Annotated in this window: 19 protein-coding genes and 2 tRNA genes; 8 read left to right on the forward strand and 13 right to left on the reverse strand. The window is 39.2% G+C overall.

What is annotated here, in order from left to right:
* Nucleotides 1–227: 227 nt before the first annotated feature.
* The 5 genes from T8I65_RS13320 to T8I65_RS13340 all read right to left on the reverse strand — a co-directional run bounded on the left by T8I65_RS13320 (nt 228) and on the right by T8I65_RS13340 (nt 5,561).
* Nucleotides 228–311, reverse strand: a tRNA-Leu gene (locus tag T8I65_RS13320).
* Nucleotides 312–326: 15 nt separating this feature from the next.
* Nucleotides 327–399, reverse strand: a tRNA-Gly gene (locus T8I65_RS13325).
* Between the two features lie 232 nt (nt 400–631).
* Entirely contained in the window at nt 632–3,202 is a 2,571-nt protein-coding gene (mutS, locus tag T8I65_RS13330) for a DNA mismatch repair protein MutS (RefSeq protein WP_416173219.1), read from the reverse strand.
* A 91-nt stretch (nt 3,203–3,293) separates the two neighbouring features.
* Nucleotides 3,294–3,710: a hypothetical protein gene (locus T8I65_RS13335; RefSeq protein WP_322301062.1), complete on the reverse strand. Its 417-nt coding sequence runs from the start codon at nt 3,708–3,710 to the stop codon at nt 3,294–3,296.
* Between the two features lie 18 nt (nt 3,711–3,728).
* Nucleotides 3,729–5,561, reverse strand: coding sequence for an ABC transporter ATP-binding protein (locus T8I65_RS13340; protein ID WP_322301063.1), 1,833 nt, complete (start codon nt 5,559–5,561; stop codon nt 3,729–3,731).
* A 148-nt stretch (nt 5,562–5,709) separates the two neighbouring features.
* Here T8I65_RS13340 and T8I65_RS13345 point away from each other — a divergent pair, with 148 nt between their 5' ends.
* Nucleotides 5,710–6,246, forward strand: a complete 537-nt coding sequence (locus T8I65_RS13345; RefSeq protein WP_322301064.1) for an RNA methyltransferase — start codon at nt 5,710–5,712, stop codon at nt 6,244–6,246.
* Nucleotide 6,247: 1 nt separating this feature from the next.
* On the opposite strand, the gene folK is transcribed toward T8I65_RS13345, so the two are convergent.
* Nucleotides 6,248–7,384 carry a 2-amino-4-hydroxy-6-hydroxymethyldihydropteridine diphosphokinase gene (gene folK / locus T8I65_RS13350; protein ID WP_322301065.1) on the reverse strand — a complete coding sequence of 379 codons (1,137 nt, stop codon included), beginning with the start codon at nt 7,382–7,384 and terminating at the stop codon, nt 6,248–6,250.
* Between the two features lie 154 nt (nt 7,385–7,538).
* Between folK and T8I65_RS13355 the strand changes: the two genes are divergently transcribed.
* Nucleotides 7,539–8,189 (forward strand): queuosine precursor transporter, encoded by a 651-nt coding sequence (locus T8I65_RS13355; protein ID WP_322302802.1) that lies wholly within the window; start codon nt 7,539–7,541, stop codon nt 8,187–8,189.
* A gap of 40 nt (nt 8,190–8,229) precedes the next feature.
* The gene (locus T8I65_RS13360) at nt 8,230–10,932 is read left to right on the forward strand and encodes an AsmA-like C-terminal region-containing protein (RefSeq protein WP_322301066.1); all 2,703 of its coding nucleotides are present in this window, start codon (nt 8,230–8,232) and stop codon (nt 10,930–10,932) included.
* 49 nt (nt 10,933–10,981) lie between these two features.
* On the opposite strand, the gene T8I65_RS13365 is transcribed toward T8I65_RS13360, so the two are convergent.
* Nucleotides 10,982–11,779 carry a DUF2797 domain-containing protein gene (locus tag T8I65_RS13365; RefSeq protein ID WP_322301067.1) on the reverse strand — a complete coding sequence of 266 codons (798 nt, stop codon included), beginning with the start codon at nt 11,777–11,779 and terminating at the stop codon, nt 10,982–10,984.
* A 111-nt stretch (nt 11,780–11,890) separates the two neighbouring features.
* Between T8I65_RS13365 and T8I65_RS13370 the strand changes: the two genes are divergently transcribed.
* Both T8I65_RS13370 and T8I65_RS13375 read left to right on the forward strand, forming a co-directional pair.
* Nucleotides 11,891–13,405, forward strand: coding sequence for a GH3 auxin-responsive promoter family protein (locus T8I65_RS13370; RefSeq protein WP_322301068.1), 1,515 nt, complete (start codon nt 11,891–11,893; stop codon nt 13,403–13,405).
* A gap of 3 nt (nt 13,406–13,408) precedes the next feature.
* Nucleotides 13,409–14,005, forward strand: a complete 597-nt coding sequence (locus tag T8I65_RS13375) for a sugar O-acetyltransferase (RefSeq protein ID WP_322301069.1) — start codon at nt 13,409–13,411, stop codon at nt 14,003–14,005.
* A gap of 38 nt (nt 14,006–14,043) precedes the next feature.
* Here T8I65_RS13375 and hemL read toward each other — a convergent pair whose 3' ends face one another.
* The 4 genes from hemL to T8I65_RS13395 form a co-directional block, all read right to left on the reverse strand.
* Nucleotides 14,044–15,333, reverse strand: coding sequence for a glutamate-1-semialdehyde 2,1-aminomutase (gene hemL, locus T8I65_RS13380; protein ID WP_322301070.1), 1,290 nt, complete (start codon nt 15,331–15,333; stop codon nt 14,044–14,046).
* A 12-nt stretch (nt 15,334–15,345) separates the two neighbouring features.
* The gene (locus T8I65_RS13385; protein WP_322301071.1) at nt 15,346–16,155 is read right to left on the reverse strand and encodes a glucosaminidase domain-containing protein; all 810 of its coding nucleotides are present in this window, start codon (nt 16,153–16,155) and stop codon (nt 15,346–15,348) included.
* Nucleotides 16,152–17,087 carry a 1-aminocyclopropane-1-carboxylate deaminase/D-cysteine desulfhydrase gene (locus T8I65_RS13390; protein WP_322301072.1) on the reverse strand — a complete coding sequence of 312 codons (936 nt, stop codon included), beginning with the start codon at nt 17,085–17,087 and terminating at the stop codon, nt 16,152–16,154. The genes T8I65_RS13385 and T8I65_RS13390 overlap by 4 nt, the downstream gene beginning before the upstream one ends.
* A gap of 62 nt (nt 17,088–17,149) precedes the next feature.
* A complete protein-coding gene (locus T8I65_RS13395; protein WP_322301073.1) occupies nt 17,150–17,476 on the reverse strand; it encodes a hypothetical protein in 327 nt (108 codons plus the stop codon).
* A gap of 32 nt (nt 17,477–17,508) precedes the next feature.
* On the opposite strand from T8I65_RS13395, the gene T8I65_RS13400 reads away from it, so the two are divergent.
* The 3 genes from T8I65_RS13400 to T8I65_RS13410 all read left to right on the forward strand — a co-directional run bounded on the left by T8I65_RS13400 (nt 17,509) and on the right by T8I65_RS13410 (nt 20,263).
* The gene (locus T8I65_RS13400) at nt 17,509–17,679 is read left to right on the forward strand and encodes a DUF5522 domain-containing protein (protein WP_295177961.1); all 171 of its coding nucleotides are present in this window, start codon (nt 17,509–17,511) and stop codon (nt 17,677–17,679) included.
* Nucleotides 17,680–17,848: 169 nt separating this feature from the next.
* A complete protein-coding gene (locus T8I65_RS13405) occupies nt 17,849–18,391 on the forward strand; it encodes a DUF4136 domain-containing protein (RefSeq protein WP_322301074.1) in 543 nt (180 codons plus the stop codon).
* Nucleotides 18,392–18,505: 114 nt separating this feature from the next.
* Nucleotides 18,506–20,263, forward strand: coding sequence for an aromatic amino acid hydroxylase (locus tag T8I65_RS13410; protein WP_322301075.1), 1,758 nt, complete (start codon nt 18,506–18,508; stop codon nt 20,261–20,263).
* Here T8I65_RS13410 and T8I65_RS13415 read toward each other — a convergent pair.
* On the reverse strand, nt 20,260–20,874 hold the full coding sequence (locus T8I65_RS13415; protein ID WP_322301076.1) for a DUF4230 domain-containing protein: 615 nt from the start codon (nt 20,872–20,874) through the stop codon (nt 20,260–20,262). The two genes, T8I65_RS13410 and T8I65_RS13415, sit on opposite strands and share 4 nt — an antisense overlap.
* A gap of 318 nt (nt 20,875–21,192) precedes the next feature.
* Nucleotides 21,193–22,143 carry a GSCFA domain-containing protein gene (locus T8I65_RS13420; protein ID WP_322301077.1) on the reverse strand — a complete coding sequence of 317 codons (951 nt, stop codon included), beginning with the start codon at nt 22,141–22,143 and terminating at the stop codon, nt 21,193–21,195.
* Nucleotides 22,144–22,149 lie beyond the last annotated feature (6 nt).

Genomic DNA, 22,149 nt, shown 5'->3' on the forward strand with positions numbered 1-22,149 from the left:
CGTGAAAGACATTGATTTTAAATTGAATTATTTATAATATTGAAACTCGAGCTCCTTTTTTAAATCAAGGTTGAAATCACTTCTAGTTTATTATTAGTATAATTCACTTTTTTGATAAATAACTGAAATTTCAATTAATTCGGTTTCAGATTCAACAAACCATGGAATTCTGTATGGAAAAAATGGATTAAAAAACCCTCAAAATCAACAGACTAAGAGGGCTTTAGTACTCGGGACGGGACTTGAACCCGTACGACCTAATGGTCATTGGATTTTAAGTCCAACGTGTCTACCAATTCCACCACCCGAGCTTAAAATTATAATTGAGCGAAAAACGGGATTCGAACCCGCGACCTCCACCTTGGCAAGGTGGCGCTCTACCAACTGAGCTATTTTCGCGATTTTAAAGAACACAACGCCTTTTATCATAGCGTTAATTGCGGAGGCAAATTTAAAACAAATCTTATAACAGCAAAGAATTATTTAAGAAAAAAGATTCCTCAAAAACCAATTCTTTCCAGCATGGATGCTTATCTCTTCATTATCAGTAATTAGGAGTTGAGCAACTTTCATTTAATATGTACTTCAGCAATAATTAACTGCAATACTTAAAGTGCAACCCATAATATACTTACTGCTTACTGAGCATTCTCTTGATCTCATTCAGTTTCATTAGTGCTTCTACCGGCGTTAGTGTATCAATATCAATTCCCAGTAGCTCTTGCTTCAAATCTTCCAGTAAAGGATCATCCAGATTGAAAAAACTAAGTTGCATTTCCTCTTCCGCAGAACTTTTCATAACCACCCCAGAATCTTCCATCGAGTGGGAAGCCTCCAGTTTTGCAAGAATTTTGTTCGCTCGATGTAATACCATTTGTGGCATCCCCGCCATCTTTGCGACATGTATCCCGAAACTATGTTCACTACCTCCAGGCACCAGCTTTCGAAGAAACAATACATTATCCTTTAATTCCTTGACCGAAACATTATAATTCTTAATCCTGCTAAAGGTTTCACACATCTCATTCAACTCATGATAATGTGTAGCGAAGAGTGTTTTTGGCCGGGCCGGATGTTCGTGCAAATACTCACTAATCGCCCAGGCGATACTAATCCCATCATAGGTACTGGTTCCCCTACCAATTTCATCAAGCAGCACGAGACTTCTTTCAGAAATATTATTCAGAATACTCGCAGTTTCATTCATTTCTACCATAAAAGTAGATTCTCCCATCGAAATATTATCGCTTGCTCCTACTCGTGTAAAGATTTTATCCACCAGGCCAATTTCCGCAGCTTTCGCTGGCACAAAACTTCCCATTTGAGCCATAAGTACGATTAACGCAGTTTGTCGCAATATGGCCGATTTACCACTCATATTTGGCCCCGTAATCATAATGATCTGCTGGTCCTCTCGATCAAGATTAACATTGTTGGTCACGTAAACTTCTCCAGATGGTAATTGTTTCTCGATCACCGGGTGCCTTCCTTCTTCGATCGCTAGTGCATAACTATCGGTGATAGACGGACGCGAATAATTCTCCAGTTTCGCCAATTGAGCAAACGAAGCAAGACAATCCAGTCTTGCGATCAACTTTGCATTTCGCTGTACAGGATCAATATATTCAGCCATCCAGGAGATCAGTTTTGAGAATAATTCCTGTTCAAGTTGCTGGATCTTCTCCTCTGCTCCCAGAATCTTAGACTCGTATTCCTTGAGCTCTTCTGTAATATAACGTTCAGCGTTTACAAGAGTTTGCTTTCTGTTCCAGGTTTCCGGCACCTTGTCTTTATGTGTATTTCTAACTTCGATATAATAACCGTACACATTGTTCTTCCCGATCTTTAAGGATGTGATGCCTGTTTCCTGGGTCTCACGTTTGATCATATTATCCAGATAATCCTTTCCAGAAAAAGCTATGGCCCGCAGGTCATCTAATTCTGAAGAAAAACCTTTCGCGATCACATTTCCTTTCTGAACATTGACTGGAGCTTCTTCAGTAATACTTTCAGAAATCTTACTACGCAACAAATCGCAGCTGTTCAAAGTATCTCCAATAACCCTGATCGCTTCATTATCGCATTCCAGAGCGAGTTCTTTAATTGGCATAATGGCATTCAGCGAATGTCTTAGCTGGTTTACTTCACGCGGACTTATCTTCTGAGTAGCAACCTTGGAGATTAGACGTTCCAGATCGCTCATTTCTCTTAATTGCTCCTGAATTCTTTCCAATCTATCCGGATTCTTCAGTAGAAAATCTACTACTTCCAGACGTTGTTCTATAAGATTCGCATCTTTGAGCGGTAGTGCCAGCCAGCGTTTTAAAAGTCGGCCACCCATTGGTGAGATCGTTTTATCGATCACATCCAGCAAGGTCACAGCGTTTGCCGCATTAGAATGATACAACTCTAGGTTCCTGATGGTAAACCTGTCCATCCATACGTATTGCTCTTCTGCGATTCGGTTTAAAGAAACTATATGCTGAAGGCGATGATGCCTGGTTTCTCCAAGGTAATAGAGCACCGCCCCAGAAGCTACAATACCCTCTTCAAGATGGTCTACACCAAAACCTTTTAGCGATTTTGTTCCGAAGTGATCGTTGAGAGTTTCATGAGCATAGTCACTTTTAAAGATCCAGTCATCCAGAAAGAAACAATGATGATCCTTGCCAAATTCTGATGTAAAATCCTTCTTATACTTCTTTTGAACCAGAATTTCACTAGGTGAAAAGTTCTGAAGTAGTTTATCAATATATTCCTGATTTCCCTGTGCGCATAAAAATTCACCCGTAGAGATATCCAGAAAGGAAATTCCCAGGTTTTTCTTTCCGAAGTGAACGGCACAAAGAAAATTATTTGATTTACTACTTAATATATCGTCGTTGAAAGCAACTCCTGGAGTAACCAGTTCGGTCACGCCTCTTTTAACGATCGTTTTAGTCATTTTCGGGTCCTCTAACTGATCGCAAATAGCAACACGCTGACCTGCTCTTACTAATTTTGGCAGATAGGTATTAAGTGAATGATGAGGAAATCCAGCCAGCTCCGTGCGCTCACCGCCGTTATTACGATTGGTAAGTACAATATTGAGAATTCGTGCAGCCTTCACCGCATCTTCTCCAAAAGTTTCATAAAAATCTCCGACCCTGAAAAGAAGCATGGCGTCAGGGTATTTCAGCTTAATGCTATTGTACTGTTTCATTAAAGGGGTCACCTTCTGCGGTTTTTTCTCTGCCAATTTTCCGGGATTTTATGGAATGCTAATGTAAAGATTCAGGACTTTGCCCGAAAATTTAATCTAAAATTTCGACAAGAAGCGTCATGATAAATAGTGCAGACCATAAAATAGTTCTGGACCAGTTTTTGGAGACCAGGTTCCCGGTGATCTGCTCGCAACTTTCAGATGGTTTGATCGCATTGTGTAAAGGCACAAAAATAAGAAAGGTAAGCAGCCATAAAGCTACTATAAGAAGTAGACTGGTGATTTCATAAACACCCCGGTGCAGGAATAATTGCCAACTCGCAAAGATCAATTGCAAGATCATTAAAGGCCCCACGATCACCCCTATTCTTACGGTATATTTTTTATGCCAGTCACCAAGTTCATTCTGCCCATAATGACAAAGCCCGGGATAAATGACCAGTTGCACGACCCAGATTAGAACCATAAGTCCGAAATCAAGCAAAAGTCTGATCGTATGTAGTTCCATCGAATCCAAATTTATAGATTATTGATATCCCGCAGCCTGCAAATTAAACAACTCGGCATATAATTTATCATTCGCCATCAACTCCAGGTGAGTTCCAATTTCTTCCACCTGACCGTTTTTTAAAACCATAATTCTGTCTGCAATACGCACGGTACTAAATCTATGCGAAATGATCACCGCCGTTTTACCTTGAGTTAATTGAATAAAGCGCTGGAATGCTTCGGTTTCTGCGCGGGCATCAAGAGCCGAAGTTGGTTCGTCAAGAATCAGCACCTCTGCATCTTTCATATAAGCCCGGGCGATCGCAATTTTTTGCCATTGACCTCCGGAAAGATCCTTCCCGTTCTTAAACCTTTTCCCTAACTGCTGTGCATAGCCAAGCGGTAATTCTGAAACTACTTCCTGCGCCAGACTTTTCTGTGCAGCACTGTCTATTCGGGATTGATTGCCTATTTCTCCAATTTCACCCATGGCAATATTTTCACGCAGGGTCAATTCAAATTTCACAAAATCCTGAAAGATCACACCAAAATATTGCTGATACGCCGCCTGGTTATACTTTTGAATTGGAACATGATCAAGTAAGATCTCCCCTTCCGTTGGTTCATAAAACTGTAAAAGCAATTTGATCAATGTTGTTTTTCCAGCTCCGTTCTCACCAACAAAAGCCAGTTTTTCTCCAGCTCTAAGGTGAAAATTGATATTTCTAACCACCCATTTTTTAGATTTTGGATATTTAAAACCAACATTTTTAAACTCGAAACCATGTTTGATCTCTTTTGGTAACTCAAGCTTTTCTTCTGAATTTTCATTGCTGAAGGACAGATCCAGGAATTCGAAATAATCCTGAAGATAGAGAGCACTCTCGGTAATCTGAGTAAAACGGGTGAAAAAACCTTGTAATTTTGATCGTAATCTATTGAAGGATCCAGATAAGAAAGTCAGGTCACCAATACTGAAGATCCCGGCAACAGTTCTAAAGATGATAAATACGTAAGCACCATAATAGGCTCCTGTTCCAATAATATTAAAAACTGAACCCCAACCAGCTCTTTGTTTCGCCAGGCTCTTACTTTGCTTATAATATTTTGCTGATAGATTCTGAAATCTTCCCGCAAGATAATTTGAGAGTCCGAACAACTTCACCTCTTTTGCAGTGACATCACTGGCACCCGCGTAACGTAAATAATCAAGTTCCCGTCTTTCCTGGGTCCAGCTTCGGGCCAGAGAATAGCTTGTTCCACTAAACTTGATCTCGTTAATAATGGTTGGAATAATTGAAACGATTAAAAGAATGATTAACCATGGCTCGAAAGCAACGACCCCGGCAAGTAAAGAGATTATCACAATGACATCCTCTCCCTGGGTCAAAATATTAGACATTAACCCTACTCTTCCCGTAGTTTGCTGCCGCGCTCTTTCCAATTTATCGTAAAATTCAGAATCTTCAAGTTGATCGAGATTAAGTTCGGATGTCTTTTTTATTATTCTGACAGATGTATCTATGGAGTATTGGTCACCCAAAAGCGCATCACTTAAACTAATCCCACGACTTAGCAGATCTGATAGTATAGCCAGTCCAAATTCTGCCGCCACCAGTATCCACAATCTATCCAGGTCTTTTACTTCATTCCCAATCTGCAGAATTACTTCATCAATGATCAATTTTCCCAGCAAAAGCATGATCACTGGTAACACCGCATTTAAAACACGACCAGAAATATTGGCATAAAAAAGTGACGGATTCACTTTCCTTATTTCTTTAAAAAATCTCGGAACGAATTTTAGGGAAGCAAAACTTTCTCTAAAATTGATTTTATTAGCTTCTAATGTCTTTTTTCTTCTTGGCAAATTCTAATTTTTGGATGCCTTGCAATTTAAGCGAAAGCGATAAAAAATGAGCTGCTTAGGTCGTAATTACAACTTAATCCTAACATTTGTACAAGCTGCGAAACTGGATACCCCTATTTGCTTCTGAAGATTTGCTATTTTTGCCGGCATGGCAAACAGGAAACTTAAAAATGCGGAACTGGACCGGAAAACGGTTTCAGAATTTAAAGAAGCAACCAAGACTCCAATTATAATCATTCTGGACAATATTAGAAGTCTGAATAATATTGGATCGGTTTTTAGAACTGCCGATGCGTTTTTGATCGAAAAGATCTATTTATGCGGAATTACCGCCAGACCACCCCACAAGGATATTCAAAAAACCGCTCTGGGCGCCACGGAGACTGTCGCATGGGAATATGTGGAAGATACTCTTGAGCTTGTCACAAAACTTCAGCAGGAAGGAAAAAAAGTCTACGCCATAGAACAAGCCGAAAATGCTGTGATGCTGGATAAATTTGAACTTTTAAAGGATCAGACTTCCGCAGTAATATTCGGGAATGAAGTAAAAGGTGTGCAACAGGAAGTAGTAACTGCCAGTGATGCGGTTATCGAAATACCTCAGCTGGGAAGCAAACATTCTCTGAACATTTCAGTAAGCACAGGGGTTGTAGTATGGGATCTTTTTTCGAAATTACAGCGATAAACTAGTTTACAGCTTTATCGATTTCGGCCAGAAGCTTTAAATAATCCTGCCGGTTCGCCACGAAATCCAAGTCTGAAATATCGATGATCTGCACCTTCATATTACTTTGAGACTTGATAAAATTCAGGTAACTCTTATTGATCTCGATCAAATACTCCGGTTGAATATTCTGCTCATAATCCCTGCCTCTTTTCTTGATATTTTGAAGCAACCTGTCGGTATTTTGATACAAATAGATATAAAGTTCCGGTTTTACCAGCTCCTTATACATTAGATGGAATAACTTGTGATACAGTGAATATTCATCTTCATGCAGCGTAATTCTTGCAAAAATAAGTGACTTGAAAACGTCATAATCTGAAATGATAAAGTCCTTAAATAGATCGTACTGCGCGAGGTCATCTGAGAGTTGCTGATACCTGTCTGCCAGGAAAGACATTTCCAATGAAAATGCATAGCGATCCTTATCCTCGTAAAACTTTGGTAGAAATGGGTTATCCTTAAAGCGTTCGAGAATCAATTTTGCATTAAAATCTTCGGAAACCATCGTGGAAAAACTGGTTTTACCGGCACCAATATTTCCTTCTACAGCGATATAATTACAAGCAGGAAAATTATACTTAATACCCGGAATATTTAATTTCTCTGACACCTTATTAATTTCTGAAATATCACTGGTCTCTGCAAGTAGATCGCGATACGACCTTTTAAGAACCGGGTGTATTTCCTTTGCTGCAATATCCTGAAGCGGCAATAAAACGAATTTTCTATCTGGAATTCCGGGATGTGGGATCTGCAAGTTCTCTACCTGAATGATCTCATCTTCAAAAATTAGAAGATCCAGATCGATCACCCTGTTTTGATAAGCACCGGAATTATTTCTCTCTCGTCCCTGTTTATTTTCTATTGCCTGTAAACTTTTTAGAATTCGCTGTGGATCCAGTCTTGTTTCGATCTTCGTACAGGCATTGTAAAATGAATTTCCTTCAAATCCCCAGGCCGGAGTTTCGTAAATACCAGAAACCTCCCGAACCCATCCAATATTTTCATGAATTTGATCAAGCGCAGTTTGCATATAACCTAGACGGTCGCCAAGGTTACTACCTAAGGCCAATAGTACTGTTTTAGGGGAATTCAAAACGGATTAAGAAAATTTTAATAGGTAGCTTCAAATAATTTCACAGCAAATTAAGCAAAACAAAAGCACATACTCTTAATTTTGTAGCAAGACTTAATAAAAAAATTTGAGTAAACTTTCCCGGAAAAATAAGCACAGGGCTTTACAAATTTATATGATCCTGAGCGCGTTATTCATTGCCTCTCTGGTGGTCTCCAACCTGATCTTTCAAAAGTTTTTTTACTGGGATTTCTTCGGAATTTACACTTTTGAGATTTCCGTAGGAATTTTACCATATCCAATCACATTTTTGATCACCGATATTATTAGCGAGATCTATGGAAAAAAGAAGGCTAATCAGGTAGTAACCACGGGAATATTTGCCTCGGTTTTTTCCTTATTAATTATTTATATCGCAGATTATGTTCCTGCAACCAGCTGGTCACCCATCAATAACGAAATCTTTGGAAGGGTCTTTGGTGCTACTACTATTGCGGTTTTTGCCAGCATGGTCGCCTATTTGCTGGCTCAGTATGTGGACATTCAGCTATTTCATTTCTGGAAGAAACTTACCCGCGGGAAACATCTCTGGCTAAGAAACAATTTCTCTACTTTCCTGTCCCAGTTCGTAGATACATTCTCGGTCCTATTCTTGCTCTGTACATTTAATAAAATTTCATGGGAACTCTTTGGCGGACTCTTACTTAGCGGATTTCTTTTTAAAGTTTTGGTTGCTGCGATAGACACGCCATTTTTGTATGCTGCGGTTTTCGCCTTCAGAAAATATTTTAAGCTGAAGCCTGCGGAAGAATTACAATTTGATTAACCTACTCTCGAATAGCATAGCTGTTCTAAAATATAGAATTATGAAAAAAGCATTTAAAATAATTGGATTTACACTACTAACCATCATCATCCTATTAGTGATCGCACCTTTTGTATTTGAATCTCAGCTGAAGGATCTCGTGAGAAAAACATTGAACGAGAACATGGATGCTCAGGTAGATTTTGAAGATATTAACCTTAGTATGTTTCGAAATTTTCCTGATGCTACTTTGGTGATCGAGGATCTTAGCATTATAAATAACGAACCTTTTAAAGGAGATACTCTTGCACTTAGTGAAGAGATCATCCTGGAAATGACTGTCAAGGAACTTTTTAAGAGTAGCTCTGAACCTAAAAGAGTAGATCAGGTAAAGATCAATAACGCCTATCTAAATATCAAGGTGGACTCATTGGGACAAGCCAATTATGATATTGCTATTGAAGATACCACGGCAACCGCCGCAGATTCGACCGCTACAGGATTCAGCCTGGACCTAAAGCACTATGAGATCAACAATACCAGGATTAAATATGTGGATGAGTCGGCGAAGATCTCACTGGATGTTGAAAACCTGAATCATGAAGGAAATGGTGATTTCTCTCTTGCTACTTCTGAATTGGAAACCTATTCCGAAGCACTGGTAAGTCTAGATTACGATGGAGTAAATTATCTGAATCAGAATTCCGTTAGCCTTGATGCTGTACTGGAAATGGACCTGGAAAATATGCGCTATACTTTTCTTGAAAACGAAGCCATGGTGAACCAGTTACCCTTAACCTTCGACGGTTATGTGCAGGTAAATGAAAGTGATACTGAAATGGATCTAAGCTTTAAAACCCCTTCTTCAGATTTCAAAAACTTCCTTGCAGTGATTCCTCAAACTTACGCGCAGAATATTGAAAATGTAGAGACCAACGGAGACTTTATCGTTGACGGTAGAATCTTCGGAAAAGCTGACGATACCTATATTCCGAAGATGAACGTGAAAATATCTTCCAGCAACGCATCCTTCAAATATCCGGAGCTGCCTAAAAGTGTACAGGATATTAACCTGGATATGGTGATCCTCAACGATTCCGGAATTGCAGAAGACACTTATATCGATATCAATACAGCTACTTTCAGAATAGATGAAGATCAATTTTCTGCCAATGGAAAAGTGAGTAATCTTACTGAAAATATGCTGGTAAGTCTAGCCTTAAAGGGAAGTATAAATCTGGCTAACCTCAACAAAGCCTATCCACTGGAGCTCGAACAGGATTTAAACGGAAGGCTTACTGCAGATGTGCAGACCAGTTTCGATATGAATTCTATTGAAAAAGAACAATATCAAAATGTAAAAAGTAAGGGAACGGCTTCTATTTCAAACTTTAGCTATGCTTCTCCTGAAATTCCAAACAAGATCAGTATTTCCAATGCCAATATGAGTTTTAATCAGGGGAATGTTAGTGTTCCTGAATTGAAGCTAAGCACCGGAAAAACAGATCTTACTGCAAATGGAACAATTCAAAACCTGATTGGATTTTTATTTACAGATCAGCAGCTAAAAGGTGATTTTAAAGCTAGATCGAATGTGTTTTCTGTGAATGATTTTATGTTGGCTGAAACTGAAGAGGTCACAACGACGACTGAAGATGGCGAACAAAAAACAGAAAGTAAGACCACCGGAAAGGAAGCCGTAAAAATTCCTTCTTTTCTGGATATTCAGTTACAATTTGATGCTAATACAGTTTATTATGATAATCTGGAATTAAAGAATGTAACTGGATTATTGATTATTAAAGATGAATCTGCCAGATTGCAGAACGTATCTACCAATATTTTCAATGGTAGTATTGGTGCCAATGGCTTTGTTTCCACAAAAAATCCTACTCCTACTTTCGAGATGAATCTGGATCTAAATTCATTGGATATCGCATCATCTTTTAACGGACTTGAACTTATGCAGAATCTTGCTCCACTGGCAAAAGCCATGAAAGGAAAAGTACAGTCCAAAGTAAATTTAAAGGGTAACCTGAACGAGGATCTTACCCCGCAACTTACCAGCCTTGTGGGTGATGCTCTTGCAGAGTTACTTACTGCAGAACTCGACCCGCAACAAGCAGCATTATTGTCAAAACTTGATAGTCAGCTTGGTTTCATCAATTTCGATAAGATCGATCTTTCTAATCTTAAAACGAAACTTTCATTTAATGATGGACAGGTAGCTATTGCACCATTTGATTTTGACATTAAAGGTGTTAAGTTCCAGGTTAGCGGTACTCATGGATTTGATATGAATATGAACTATGACCTTAAACTGGACATTCCGGCAAAATATCTCGGAAATGAAGTAGGCGGAACACTTGGAAAACTAAGTGGTGAAGACTTCTCCAATATGATGGTAGCACTACCCGTTGGGATCACCGGAAGTTTTCAAAATCCAAAAATCAGTTTGAACATGCAGCAGGCAGTGAACAGTCTTACGCAAAAGGTGGTTGAAAAGCAAAAAGGCAAGCTGGAAGATAAAGCTGTAGATGCGATCAATGATATCCTTCAGGGGAAACGTGATCCCAAAAAACCTTTCAGTAAAAACGATACAACTGCTGTAAAGCAGGACAGCATCGCTCAAAGCAAAACAACTAAATCTGATACTATTCAGAAGTCACAGAAGGAGCAGGTTCAGAATGCTGCAAAGAATATTCTTGGTGGCATCTTGAAGAATAATAAAAAGAAAACTGATACCACTACCAATAATAATTAGGAGCGAAAAAGCAGAACCTTCCGGTTCTGCTTTTTTTTTGTATCTAAAATTACAGCACTACTTTGATCTCGACTACGTGACCCTCATGACCTCTTACATTGAATGCAGTGCCATCATCAAAAATGAGATACTGACCTTTGATGCCGCGTAATAAGCCTTCATAATACGGACTCTTACTTAAATTCAAAGTCTTTACTTTTTCAGGGTATTTCTCTACCGGAAATTTGATTTCGGTCTCCTTGTTACTGGCCAGGTAATATTCACGTGCTTCATCTGGAATGAATGGCTTCAGTTTATCTCTTTCAGCGTGAAGATCCAGATCAAGCACATCGTTAGTAAGCATTTTCCTCCAGTTCGTCTTATCGGCTACATGATTCTTTAGGGCAACTTCAGTAATTCCGGCAAGATAACGATTGGGAACCTCCACAATTTCGATCGCTTCATGTGCACCCTGATCAATCCATCTTGTAGGCACCTGAGTTTTACGCGTAACCCCAACTTTCACATCACTTGAATTTGCCAGGTAGACAATATGCGGTTGCAGCTGTGATCTCTTTTCATACTCCAGATCACGATCTACCTCATCTAAATGCGCTTTACTCTTCTCCGGACTAATCACCCATTCCCCAGCCTGGGGTATAGAGCTGAAACAATCATAACATAAACCCTGTCTGAAAATCTTCTTCTGAAGCCCACAATTCAAACACTCATATTTGAGAAAGTTGATGCTTATTTTCTTGCCTATCAATTGATTCATATGAATGAAATCATCCTTCCAGACTAAATAATACTGGACTGTATCGCTAAGTTCGGTTCTCATTTTGGTAAGGACACCGCTATAGATCATTGAATTTTCTTTTTAAGACTAAACTATTTTTTTGCAGGCTTCAAAGAATCCGTTATTTTTAACCAGATAACGTCACGCCTGCAAAACAAGGCTTAAAGATAGAAATAAATAATGCCAATTCCATTAGTCAACTCCATTGCTTCTTGGTTCTTAAAGAAGAGAATTCATCAAATGGAATTGTTCATTAAGTATCCTCATGAGGTACAGCAAGAGCTGCTTCGAAACCTAATTACCAAAGCAAAGAATACTGAAGTTGGGAAGCGCTACCATTTTTCTGAGATCAATAATTACCAGAAATTCAGGGAACGTGTTCCTATTCAGAAATATGAAGATATCGAAAGTGATATTGAGCGTAGCCGTAAAGGTGAACATAATATTTTCTGGCCGGGAGCTATTCGTTGGTTTGCAAAATCCAGCGGTACCACCAATGCAAAAAGCAAATTTATTCCCGTTAGTCAGGATTCACTGGAAGCCTGCCATTACGCTGCCGGGAAAGACCTCATCTGCATATACCTGAATAACAATCCTGGATCGCAGATGTTTACCGGTAAAAGTCTGCGTCTGGGAGGAAGCAAGGAACTTTACCAGGAAAACGGAACAAGCTACGGAGATCTTTCAGCTATTCTTATAGATAATATGCCTTTCTGGGCAGAGTTTAGTAGCACTCCGAGTAACGAAGTTTCATTGATGCATGACTGGGAAACCAAGATGCAGGCAATTGTAAACGAAACCATTAAGGAACGGGTGACCAGTCTTGCCGGTGTTCCTAGCTGGATGCTGGTTTTACTGAATAATGTGCTGCAAAGTACTGGAAAAGAAAACGTATTTGAGGTCTGGCCTCACCTGGAAGCATATTTTCATGGCGGAGTAAGTTTCGAGCCTTATGCTTCCCAATACCAGAAAATTTTACCCAAGGAAGATTTTAGGTTCTATGAGATCTACAATGCTTCTGAAGGCTTTTTCGCCTGTCAGGATCTTAACGATTCCAAAGAAATGCTACTCATGCTGGATTACGGAATTTTTTATGAGTTTATTCCCATGGACAGCTATGGCTCTGCACTGGAACACGCTATCCCACTTGATGAAGTGCAAATTGGCGTGAACTACGCTGTAGTGATCACAACAAATGCCGGCTTATGGAGATATAAGATTGGTGATACCATTAAGTTTACTAATACTAATCCTTACCGCATTAAAGTTACCGGGAGAACCAAGCATCATATCAATGTTTTTGGTGAAGAACTTATCATTGAAAATGCTGAATCTGCTCTCAAAAAAGTATGTCTTTTAACTAATTGTGAGATTAAGGATTATACGGTTGCCCCAATATTTATGGAAGGTCGTGAGAAAGGTGCCCATGAATGGATGATCGAATTCAAGAACGAACCGAGAGATTTCGATAATTTCAAAGTTCAGCTTGATCTTGCCTTGCAAGAGGTAAATAGTGATTATGAGGCAAAAAGGTACAATAACATGACCCTAAATGCGCCGCTTGTACACCAGGCGCGTCCTGATCTTTTTTATGATTGGTTGAAAATGCATAACAAAGTTGGCGGTCAGCACAAAGTACCAAGACTTTCGAATTCCAGAACTTATCTCGAGGAATTGTTGAAATTAAGCAATTAGCCCATGGCGAGCGAGAAAGAAAAGATGCTCAGTGAGCAGGCCTATAAAGCTTCAGACAAGGAATTATTCAAAGAGCGACTGCATGCTCAAAAAACTTGTTTTGGTTTTAATAATATATCGCCTGAACTAATTAATGAAAGACACGATCTCATTCGCAGAATACTTGGTTCAGTTTCTTCGGAATTTTATATACAGCCGCCATTTCAATGTGATTATGGCTACAATATTCACCTTGGAAATCACTTTTACTCGAATTATAATCTAACCATACTGGACTGCGCTGAAGTTAGGATAGGTGACCATGTAATGATCGCTCCAAACGTGAGTATTTTTACGGCCGGACATCCTATAGATGCAAATAAGCGAAACGAAGAATGGGAATATGCAATTCCTGTGACAATTGGTAATAATGTTTGGATAGGCGGAAATTCAGTAATAAATCCTGGAGTGAGTATTGGCGATAATTCTGTAATTGGATCTGGAAGTGTTGTAACCCGTGATATCCCTTCCAATGTGATCGCTGCAGGAAATCCATGCAAAGTCATTAGGGAGATCACCAAAGCTGATGAAAACTTCTATTTTAAGGATAGAAGATTTTAAAAAAGATCCGACAGTAATTACCGCCGGATCTAATATTTCTAAAGTGTTTTGGCTACTTTATCTACTACCTCGATCGTACGATCAAGATCTTCGTAGCTAAGTGCATCACTTATAAACCATGTTTCATAGGCACTTGGTGCGATATAAATTCCATTTTCCAACATCCCATGGAAGAATTTATTAAAAGTCCCTAAGTTCGCCGACTTTGCTGCGGAAGCAAAATCTGTTACAGCATCCAATCCAAAATGTACCGAGATCATAGAACCGTATCTATTGATCGTGAAATCGATCTCATTTTGTTTTAATACTTTTTCCATACCCTCGTGCAGGTAGGCTGTTTTCTTATCAATGCTTTCAAAGATCTGTGGATTTGAGCCCAATTCTGTTAGCATAGCTAAACCGGCAGCCATAGCTAAAGGATTTCCACTTAATGTTCCGGCCTGGTAAACTGGTCCTATAGGAGCAAGATGATCCATGATCTCATTTCTTGCCGCGAAGGCCCCAACAGGCAATCCACCTCCAATTACTTTTCCGAAGCAAACGATATCAGCAACCACATTTTCTCTCTGCTGCACACCTCCGGCTGCAAGTCTGAAACCAGTCATTACCTCATCAAAAACAAGTAAAATTCCGGTTGCATCACATATTTCTCGCAAACCTTGTAAAAAACCTTCAGCCGGCGGAATACATCCCATATTTCCAGCCACCGGCTCCAGAATGATACAGGCGATCTCCCCCTTATTAGCTTCTACGAGCTCTTTTACATTTGCTAGGTCATTGAAATTAGCAAGAAAGGTGTCTTTAGCCGTTCCCTGGGTTACTCCCGGGCTGTTTGGTGACCCAAATGTTACTGCCCCACTCCCTGCCTGTATCAGGAAGGAATCACTATGACCATGGTAACAACCAGCAAATTTGATAATTTTATCTTTTCCGGTAAAACCTCGGGCCAGGCGCACAGCACTCATACAGGCTTCAGTCCCGGAATTTACCATTCTTATCTTATCAATATTGGGTACCATTTTAACCGCCAGTTCTGCGATCTTGGTTTCAATTTCTGTAGGCGTTCCAAAAGATGTTCCCATCCTTGCTTTTTCAACTACAGCATCTACTACCGGTTTGTGGGCGTGGCCCAGAATTAGCGGACCCCACGAATTTATATAATCTATTAGTTGATTATCATCCTCGTCATATAAATAGGCTCCTGCAGCTCGCTTAACGAAAACAGGATCTCCTCCAACAGCTTTAAAAGCTCTAACCGGTGAATTCACTCCGCCCGGAATTACTTTTTTAGCATCTGCGAACAAGGCACTACTTCTCTTATAAATCATAACTCTATTCCTCTATTTTACATTCAGGATCTGGCCAATGGAGATGTTATTTCCGTTCAGGCCGTTCCTTCTTTTAATATCTTCTACAGTAGTATCGTATTTTTTGGAGATCGAATACAAGGTATCTCCTTTTTGTACCACATGACTTTCGTTCGTGGTTTTAGGTTGTGCAGCATAGCTACGAGTAGATTTTCCGTTGACGTTTTCATCAAATTTATACAACTCGTAACGTTCAATAAGATCGATCAATTTGTCTGGATAACGCCTGTCTGTTGCATAACCGGCCTTTCTTAAACCTTTGGCCCAGCCTTCATAATCATTAGCATCCAGTTCAAAAAGTTCTGAATATCTACCTCGCCCTGAAAGGAACAGGCTATGATCTCTGTAAGAATATTTCGCGTGCTTATACTTTCTAAAACATTCTCCCTTTCTATCATCATCATGGTATACTTTTTCACCATTCCAATCGTGACATTTAATACCAAAATGATTATTGGCCTGTCTGGTCAATTGCCCATTACCGGCACCAGATTCTAAAATTCCCTGGGCAAGCGTTATACTTGCAGGGATCTTATATAATTTCATTTCTTCCTGGGCAATATCAGAGTAATCCCGAATGTAATCCTCTATCCGATAATGGTACGAATTGCGCGGCATTTCTTCCCGTACATCATCAACGATCTCTGCTGGGGAATTTTTATTCTCTTCCCGTCGATCACTTTTTACAACATCATCTTTCCTGGTATCCACCTTTTTACGACTTCCGCAGGAAGCAGCAAAAACGGCAACAATAAACAGCAGTAAAACTCTATTCAATTTCATAGTTCGGTTATAATTTGTGGCTGCGCTTTTTTTCTCAATCTCTCGTTCATTCCGGCTATTCCCTGCAGGCCTCCGGTATGAATTGCCAAGATCTTTGAACCCTTCGGAAAGTAATTTTTCTGCGCGAGTTCAAAAATACCAAAAAGTAATTTCCCTGTATAAACCGGATCGAGTTTGATTTGGCTTTTTCTGAAAAAATCATTCATAAACTGAATTAATTCTGCAGAAGTCTTTGCATATCCACCAAAATGATAATTAGTATTGATGGACCAGTTCGTATTGGTAGTCATTCTCTCAATTTCTTCGGAAAGATGTTCAGATTTGAGAGCTGAAAAACCCAGTATATTTTGGTGAGTGAAAGAAGCATTAATAATCCCTGCCATAGTTCCTCCAGTTCCTACTGAAGTACATATATAATCATATTCACTATCGGCTTCAGAAAGAATTTCTTCACAACCTTTGATCGCCAGTTCACTTGTTCCACCTTCAGGAATGATCATCGCATCGGGAAATTGAGATTGCAATTGCTTCAGAAATGCTTCAGATTCTTTGTCCCGATATTCTTCCCTGCTTATAAATTTCAGCTTCATTCCGCAGGAATCTGCATACTTCAATGTTGGACTCCATTTTTCTTTCTGAAATTCCAGTTCATCTCCTCTTATAAAACCAATAGTTGAGATACCTTCCAGTTTTCCGGCTGCTGCCGTGGCTGCGATATGATTACTATGAGCACCGCCAAAAGTTAGCAAGCAATTCTTTTTCAATTCTGAAGCTTTCAATACGGAATACTTCAGTTTTCTAAATTTGTTCCCGGAAACTTCAGGATGCAAAAGATCTTCACGCTTAATATGTAGGGTCACTGAATTTGAAAATTCAGCAATAAATTGATTTTCAGAAACAAAAACTTCCGAAGTCTGAAAAATGGAACTCATAATTGCAAAAATAATGCATCTACTTTAGAAGAAAGAATAAGCAATGAAATTCTATAAGCTTACTACATATAGTTCATAAACGCCCAGAACGAACGTTTTTTAAGGTAATTGAGATCGGTTTCACGCCTGTAGGCCTCTTTTTCGAAACTAATATTTCTATAAGCCTGCATCCCATCCTTAAGTGAAGCATATCGTATAAAAAATTCCAGCGCATACCATACATAGAAGAAGATGACGAGCAATTCAATTTGCTGCCGGAGGTGAATACGCTCATGATTGATAAAATATTTATCTTTTTTGAGATGAATATTCTCGAGTATTACAAAAGGCCAGAGGCTAATACCTTTGAATCTCCCTGATAACAGCCTTCTGTTCACGATCAAAATCATGGAATGAATATAAGAAATTGTATTTTAGCGCTATGAATTTTCAGAGAAAAAGAATCCCACTCGAGGACGGAGACTATTACCTGACCCCGGAAGGATACCGCTGTTTTACTGAAAAATATCACTTAAAACGTGGTTATTGTTGCGAAAGTGGTTGTCGTCATTGTCCCTATGGATATAATAGCAAAACAAATAAGCAGGAGTAATTTATCTGGTATTCTCAATTGGCTCTTAAGCTTCAATCGCCTTCTAATCAATCCTTCGGCACGATATTTGAGACTTTTAGAAGACTGAAGAATCTGAAATTATCTGGTATTCTTACTGGAAATCTCATGTACTTCTTCAGTTAACAACGAACAACTTAAATTCTAACCTATGAGATTTTTAAAAATTACTCCTCTAGTGCTGCTACTGGCACTAATCTTTAGCTCGTGTAGTAGTGTGCGTGTGGCATCAGATTACGATCGGGAAGCCGATTTTAATCAGTACAAATCCTTCGCATTTTTCAAACCAGGAATAGATAAAGCCGATATATCTGATCTTGACAAGAAAAGAATTCTAAGAGCCATCGAGAATGAGATGCAAAAGAATGGTTTCACAAAATCTGAAAACCCGGATCTTCTAGTGAGCATCTTTACAAAAACTAACGAGAACATCAATATTTACCAGAATAACTTTGCTGGTTGGGGCTATGGATGGGGATGGAACCCGTGGTACTGGGGAAGCGGATTCAATACCGTTAACAGAACCAGTGAAGGAACGCTTTATATAGACCTTATCGATTCTGAAAATAAAGAATTAGTGTGGCAGGGAATGGGAACTGCAGCATTGGCCCGGGAAGTAAATAAAAAGCAGGAACGTATCAATGAGATCGTTGCCAAGATCATGGAAAAATATCCTCCCGGAATGGAGAAATAGAAAATAGTAAAGCCCCGATTCGGGGCTTTTTTTACGGCTAATGCCTACGTGGATTACACAAATTTTATATCAAATTTCGTACTTTTAACGCAAACGTTTTAGTAAAGGAAGATCATGCTCGATAATATTCAATCTAACGAAATTCTGGACAGGTTACCTGCCCATCTTCAGCAATATATAAAGCCACAAAATTATGAGGATTATACCCCTATTAATCAGGCGGTTTGGCGATATGTGATGCGTAAGAATGTGGATTACCTGAGTAAGGTTGCCCATAGATCCTATCTTGACGGACTCAAGAAAACAGGGATTTCCATAGACAGTATTCCGAATATGTATGGAATGAACAGAATCCTTGAGGAAATAGGCTGGGCGGCAGTTGCTGTAGATGGTTTTATTCCTCCAGCAGCTTTTATGGAATTTCAGGCCTACAATGTTCTAGTGATTGCCAGTGATATTCGCCAGCTCGAACATCTTGAGTATACCCCAGCGCCAGATATTATTCATGAAGGTGCAGGACATGCGCCCATCATTGCCAATCCCGAATATGCTGAATACCTGAGAAGGTTTGGTGAAATTGGATGTAAAGCAATCTCCAGCTCTCATGATTTTGAAGTTTACGAAGCTATTCGTGAATTATCGATCTTAAAGGAAGCTGAAAACACTTCCGAAGAAGAGATCATCGCTGTTGAAAAACGAGTGGAGGATCTTCAGAATAAAAAGGTGAATCCCAGCGAAATGTCGCAGATTAGAAATTTACACTGGTGGACGGTGGAATACGGTTTGATTGGCACTCCTGAAGATCCTAAGATCTATGGGGCAGGCTTGCTTTCCTCTATTGGAGAAAGTAAATCCTGTATGACCAGTAAAGTAAAGAAGATTCCTTACACTATCGATGCTGCAAAACAGGAGTTTGATATCACTAAACCTCAACCACAACTCTATGTGACTCCGGACTTTGCGCATCTTAGCCTGGTATTAGAAGAGTTTGCGAATAAGATGGCGCTTAGACGTGGTGGACTTGAAGGAATAAAAAAATTAATTGATTCTAAAAATCTTGGAACTATAGAGTTTACGACCGGCATCCAGGTATCTGGGAATTTTAGCAGAGTTCTGGAACATGAAGATCGACCAATCTATATTCAAACCACCGGGAAAACAGCACTTTCTTACCGCGAAAAAGAGCTTGTTGGACATGGTACATCTTCTCACCCAGAAGGATTTGGATCTCCTATTGGAAAACTTAAAGGTATCAATCTCGCTATTGAGGATATGAGTCCGCGTGATCTTAGGGCTTATGCGATCTACGAAGGCGAAAGAGTAAGTCTTGAATTTGAAGGCGGCATCAAGGTGGAAGGTTCGATCATTACAGGAACCAGGAATCTACAGGGCAAAATCATCATTATTAGTTTCGAGGATTGTACAGTTACTCATGGAGATGAAATTTTATTTCAACCAGATTGGGGACGATATGATATGGCGGTTGGAAAAGAGGTTATTTCTGCCTTCGCAGGACCTGCAGATCATTATTCTTTTGATCTTATAACACATAAACCAACCAGCACAACGATTAAAAGTCAACGAACACCTGAGCGTGAAGAACTGGAGTCCTTATATAAGTCGGTTTCGAACATTCGCCACGGGGAGAATACAAAGTTCTCATTAAACGCTGCTTTTGATATTCTGAAAAAGCATCATAAAAATGATTGGTTACTGCCAATAGAGATATATGAACTTGCTGTTGATGTTGATCAAAGTCTGGCAGATGATGTCAAAGCTTATCTTCTGGAACTTAAGAAGCGAAGACCTGAGATTTCTCATTTGATCGAGGATGGCATGGCAATGACCGAAACAAAACTGGTTAGTCCTTAAAGTTTTATTCTTTCGAGCTTCTTATTATCTTCAATAACCTGGTCCTGGTATTCCAGTGACCATCCCATTGAGTTCGTTAGAATATAGATCTTTTGGAGCTCACTTATGAGTCGGTTTTTTGCATTGGTTTTAAGTCGGGATTTTTCGATCTTCTCTCGCAAACCCTTCTCTACCCTGGTTTTTATCTTATTGTAATCTTCAGCTTCGAATTGATTAAGATAATCCTGAGTGACATCATAGTATTTGATATTAGGGTTTATCTTGATTTCCTCCTGGGGGATACTATGTATGATGACTCGTTTATTCTCTTCATCGATCTCGACATCAAGTTTACTTAAATCATAAGCTACGCTAACATCAGCATTTACGATAATCAAGGCTTTTTTCCTTGCTGAAAGTACATCGAAATAGAAGCTTTTCGAGTTCTTATAGGTGAACACTTGCGAGAAGGTTCCTTCAGTGACCACGAGCTTACCAACATTCCTGATCTGTTCCTGGATAAGCGCAGTATGTTGCTGAAGACTTTCTTTCTCATCATTGCGTTCTTCCCAGTATAGATAACCAAATATACACAGGACAGCAAAAAGGATTACTATTAGAAAGTTCTTCATAAGCTAAGATCTATAAAAGAGCAAAGTATAAAAAATAGACTGGTGAAATTACGTGAAGAATACTAAAGAAAGTTAAAGTTGAGAAGTAAAAAAACAAAAGGACGGCCCCACCCGTCCTTTTGTAAACTCTAAAATCTACCCCAACAAATTTTAGAAAACAAGTTCTTATAATTATCTGATTACTTGAGCAATGCTTAAATAATTTCCAGACGTGAACTATAACGAACCTGCCTTGTAAATTTACAAATAAATTAGAATTAAACGTTAAAATTGGATTATCATAACTTGAAAAAGCGATAAACTCAATGACAGCGCAGCCTAAGAAAACGTTATTTGAGGGTGTTTTTGTTGAATTTCCCCGATTTTAGCTTGTAGTTTCGTAAGAAATTTCTTATGATGAAGTGAGTTTTCTGCTAGAGGTCGATGAGCAAGCGATTTCTGCACTTTGTCGATTTCAGTGTTTAATTGCTTCGTACTTTCATTAAAATAGGCTTCAGAAAACCTGTTCCAGATATAGCTAATTGCGACCTCACTGGGATGCAACATGTCATTAGCGTAGAATCGATAATCTCGTAGTTCGTCCAGTAAAATTTCATAGGATGGGAAATAATAAGATTCCGAATCGACGTCAACCACTTCCTGTATAGAAGTATGCAAATGAGCTTTACTCTGCTGATTTTGCACTACTCCATCCTTCCAGTGTCTTACCGGTGAAAGCGTGTAAAGAATCTTTATATCATTATTGATCTCCCGCAGAGATTTACCAATTGTTTTTAAGGAATCTGTGATCTCATCGATGGAGGACAACTTTTTCTCAAATTCTTTCTGCGGAATCTTATGACAATTTGCAGCAACGTTGTCCAGGCTTTCGTGTTCATAACCCCAGGCTGTTCCCAGGCTCAACACTAAAACATCTGCCTCACGTATAAAATCATAGGATGCTTCCAGCGACTCGTTCAGATTTAGAACACATTCTTCGGCATTACTCCTATTCATCATAGAATGCGTTTCCAGACTTAAGTACTGGTCATTCTTCAGTAGTAGATCACTTTCTGCAAATAAGTTTCTGGAAGCTATACGCTTAAAGAGTCTTTCCATCGCAATAGGATGAAAGATAATTCCGAAGGGATTCTGTAAGACCGGGAACTTTGAATATTCAAGCTTACTACCAATATTCTCCACGAAACAGGAACCCATTAACATGATCCTGGTTTTATGATCGATTTTCCAGGGAGACGGATCAACGGGCACAATAGTTCTAAACTGCATCTTATA

Source organism: Christiangramia sp. OXR-203 (assembly GCF_034372165.1).
Taxonomy (GTDB): domain Bacteria; phylum Bacteroidota; class Bacteroidia; order Flavobacteriales; family Flavobacteriaceae; genus Christiangramia.

Excerpts from the sequence above, each read along its gene's own strand:
- T8I65_RS13375 (WP_322301069.1), top strand. The coding sequence starts at position 13,409 with ATGGCGAGCGAGAAAGAAAAGATGCTCAGTGAGCAGGCCTATAAAGCT.
- T8I65_RS13385 (WP_322301071.1), bottom strand. The coding sequence starts at position 16,155 with ATGAAATTGAATAGAGTTTTACTGCTGTTTATTGTTGCCGTTTTTGCT.
- hemL (WP_322301070.1), bottom strand. The coding sequence starts at position 15,333 with ATGATTTATAAGAGAAGTAGTGCCTTGTTCGCAGATGCTAAAAAAGTA.
- T8I65_RS13365 (WP_322301067.1), bottom strand. The coding sequence starts at position 11,779 with ATGATCTATAGCGGTGTCCTTACCAAAATGAGAACCGAACTTAGCGAT.
- T8I65_RS13415 (WP_322301076.1), bottom strand. The coding sequence starts at position 20,874 with ATGAAGAACTTTCTAATAGTAATCCTTTTTGCTGTCCTGTGTATATTT.
- T8I65_RS13400 (WP_295177961.1), top strand. The coding sequence starts at position 17,509 with ATGAATTTTCAGAGAAAAAGAATCCCACTCGAGGACGGAGACTATTAC.
- T8I65_RS13395 (WP_322301073.1), bottom strand. The coding sequence starts at position 17,476 with ATGATTTTGATCGTGAACAGAAGGCTGTTATCAGGGAGATTCAAAGGT.
- T8I65_RS13370 (WP_322301068.1), top strand. The coding sequence starts at position 11,891 with ATGCCAATTCCATTAGTCAACTCCATTGCTTCTTGGTTCTTAAAGAAG.
- T8I65_RS13405 (WP_322301074.1), top strand. The coding sequence starts at position 17,849 with ATGAGATTTTTAAAAATTACTCCTCTAGTGCTGCTACTGGCACTAATC.
- T8I65_RS13390 (WP_322301072.1), bottom strand. The coding sequence starts at position 17,087 with ATGAGTTCCATTTTTCAGACTTCGGAAGTTTTTGTTTCTGAAAATCAA.
- T8I65_RS13420 (WP_322301077.1), bottom strand. The coding sequence starts at position 22,143 with ATGCAGTTTAGAACTATTGTGCCCGTTGATCCGTCTCCCTGGAAAATC.
- T8I65_RS13335 (WP_322301062.1), bottom strand. The coding sequence starts at position 3,710 with ATGGAACTACATACGATCAGACTTTTGCTTGATTTCGGACTTATGGTT.
- T8I65_RS13410 (WP_322301075.1), top strand. The coding sequence starts at position 18,506 with ATGCTCGATAATATTCAATCTAACGAAATTCTGGACAGGTTACCTGCC.
- T8I65_RS13360 (WP_322301066.1), top strand. The coding sequence starts at position 8,230 with ATGAAAAAAGCATTTAAAATAATTGGATTTACACTACTAACCATCATC.
- T8I65_RS13355 (WP_322302802.1), top strand. The coding sequence starts at position 7,539 with ATGATCCTGAGCGCGTTATTCATTGCCTCTCTGGTGGTCTCCAACCTG.
- T8I65_RS13345 (WP_322301064.1), top strand. The coding sequence starts at position 5,710 with ATGGCAAACAGGAAACTTAAAAATGCGGAACTGGACCGGAAAACGGTT.
- mutS (WP_416173219.1), bottom strand. The coding sequence starts at position 3,202 with ATGAAACAGTACAATAGCATTAAGCTGAAATACCCTGACGCCATGCTT.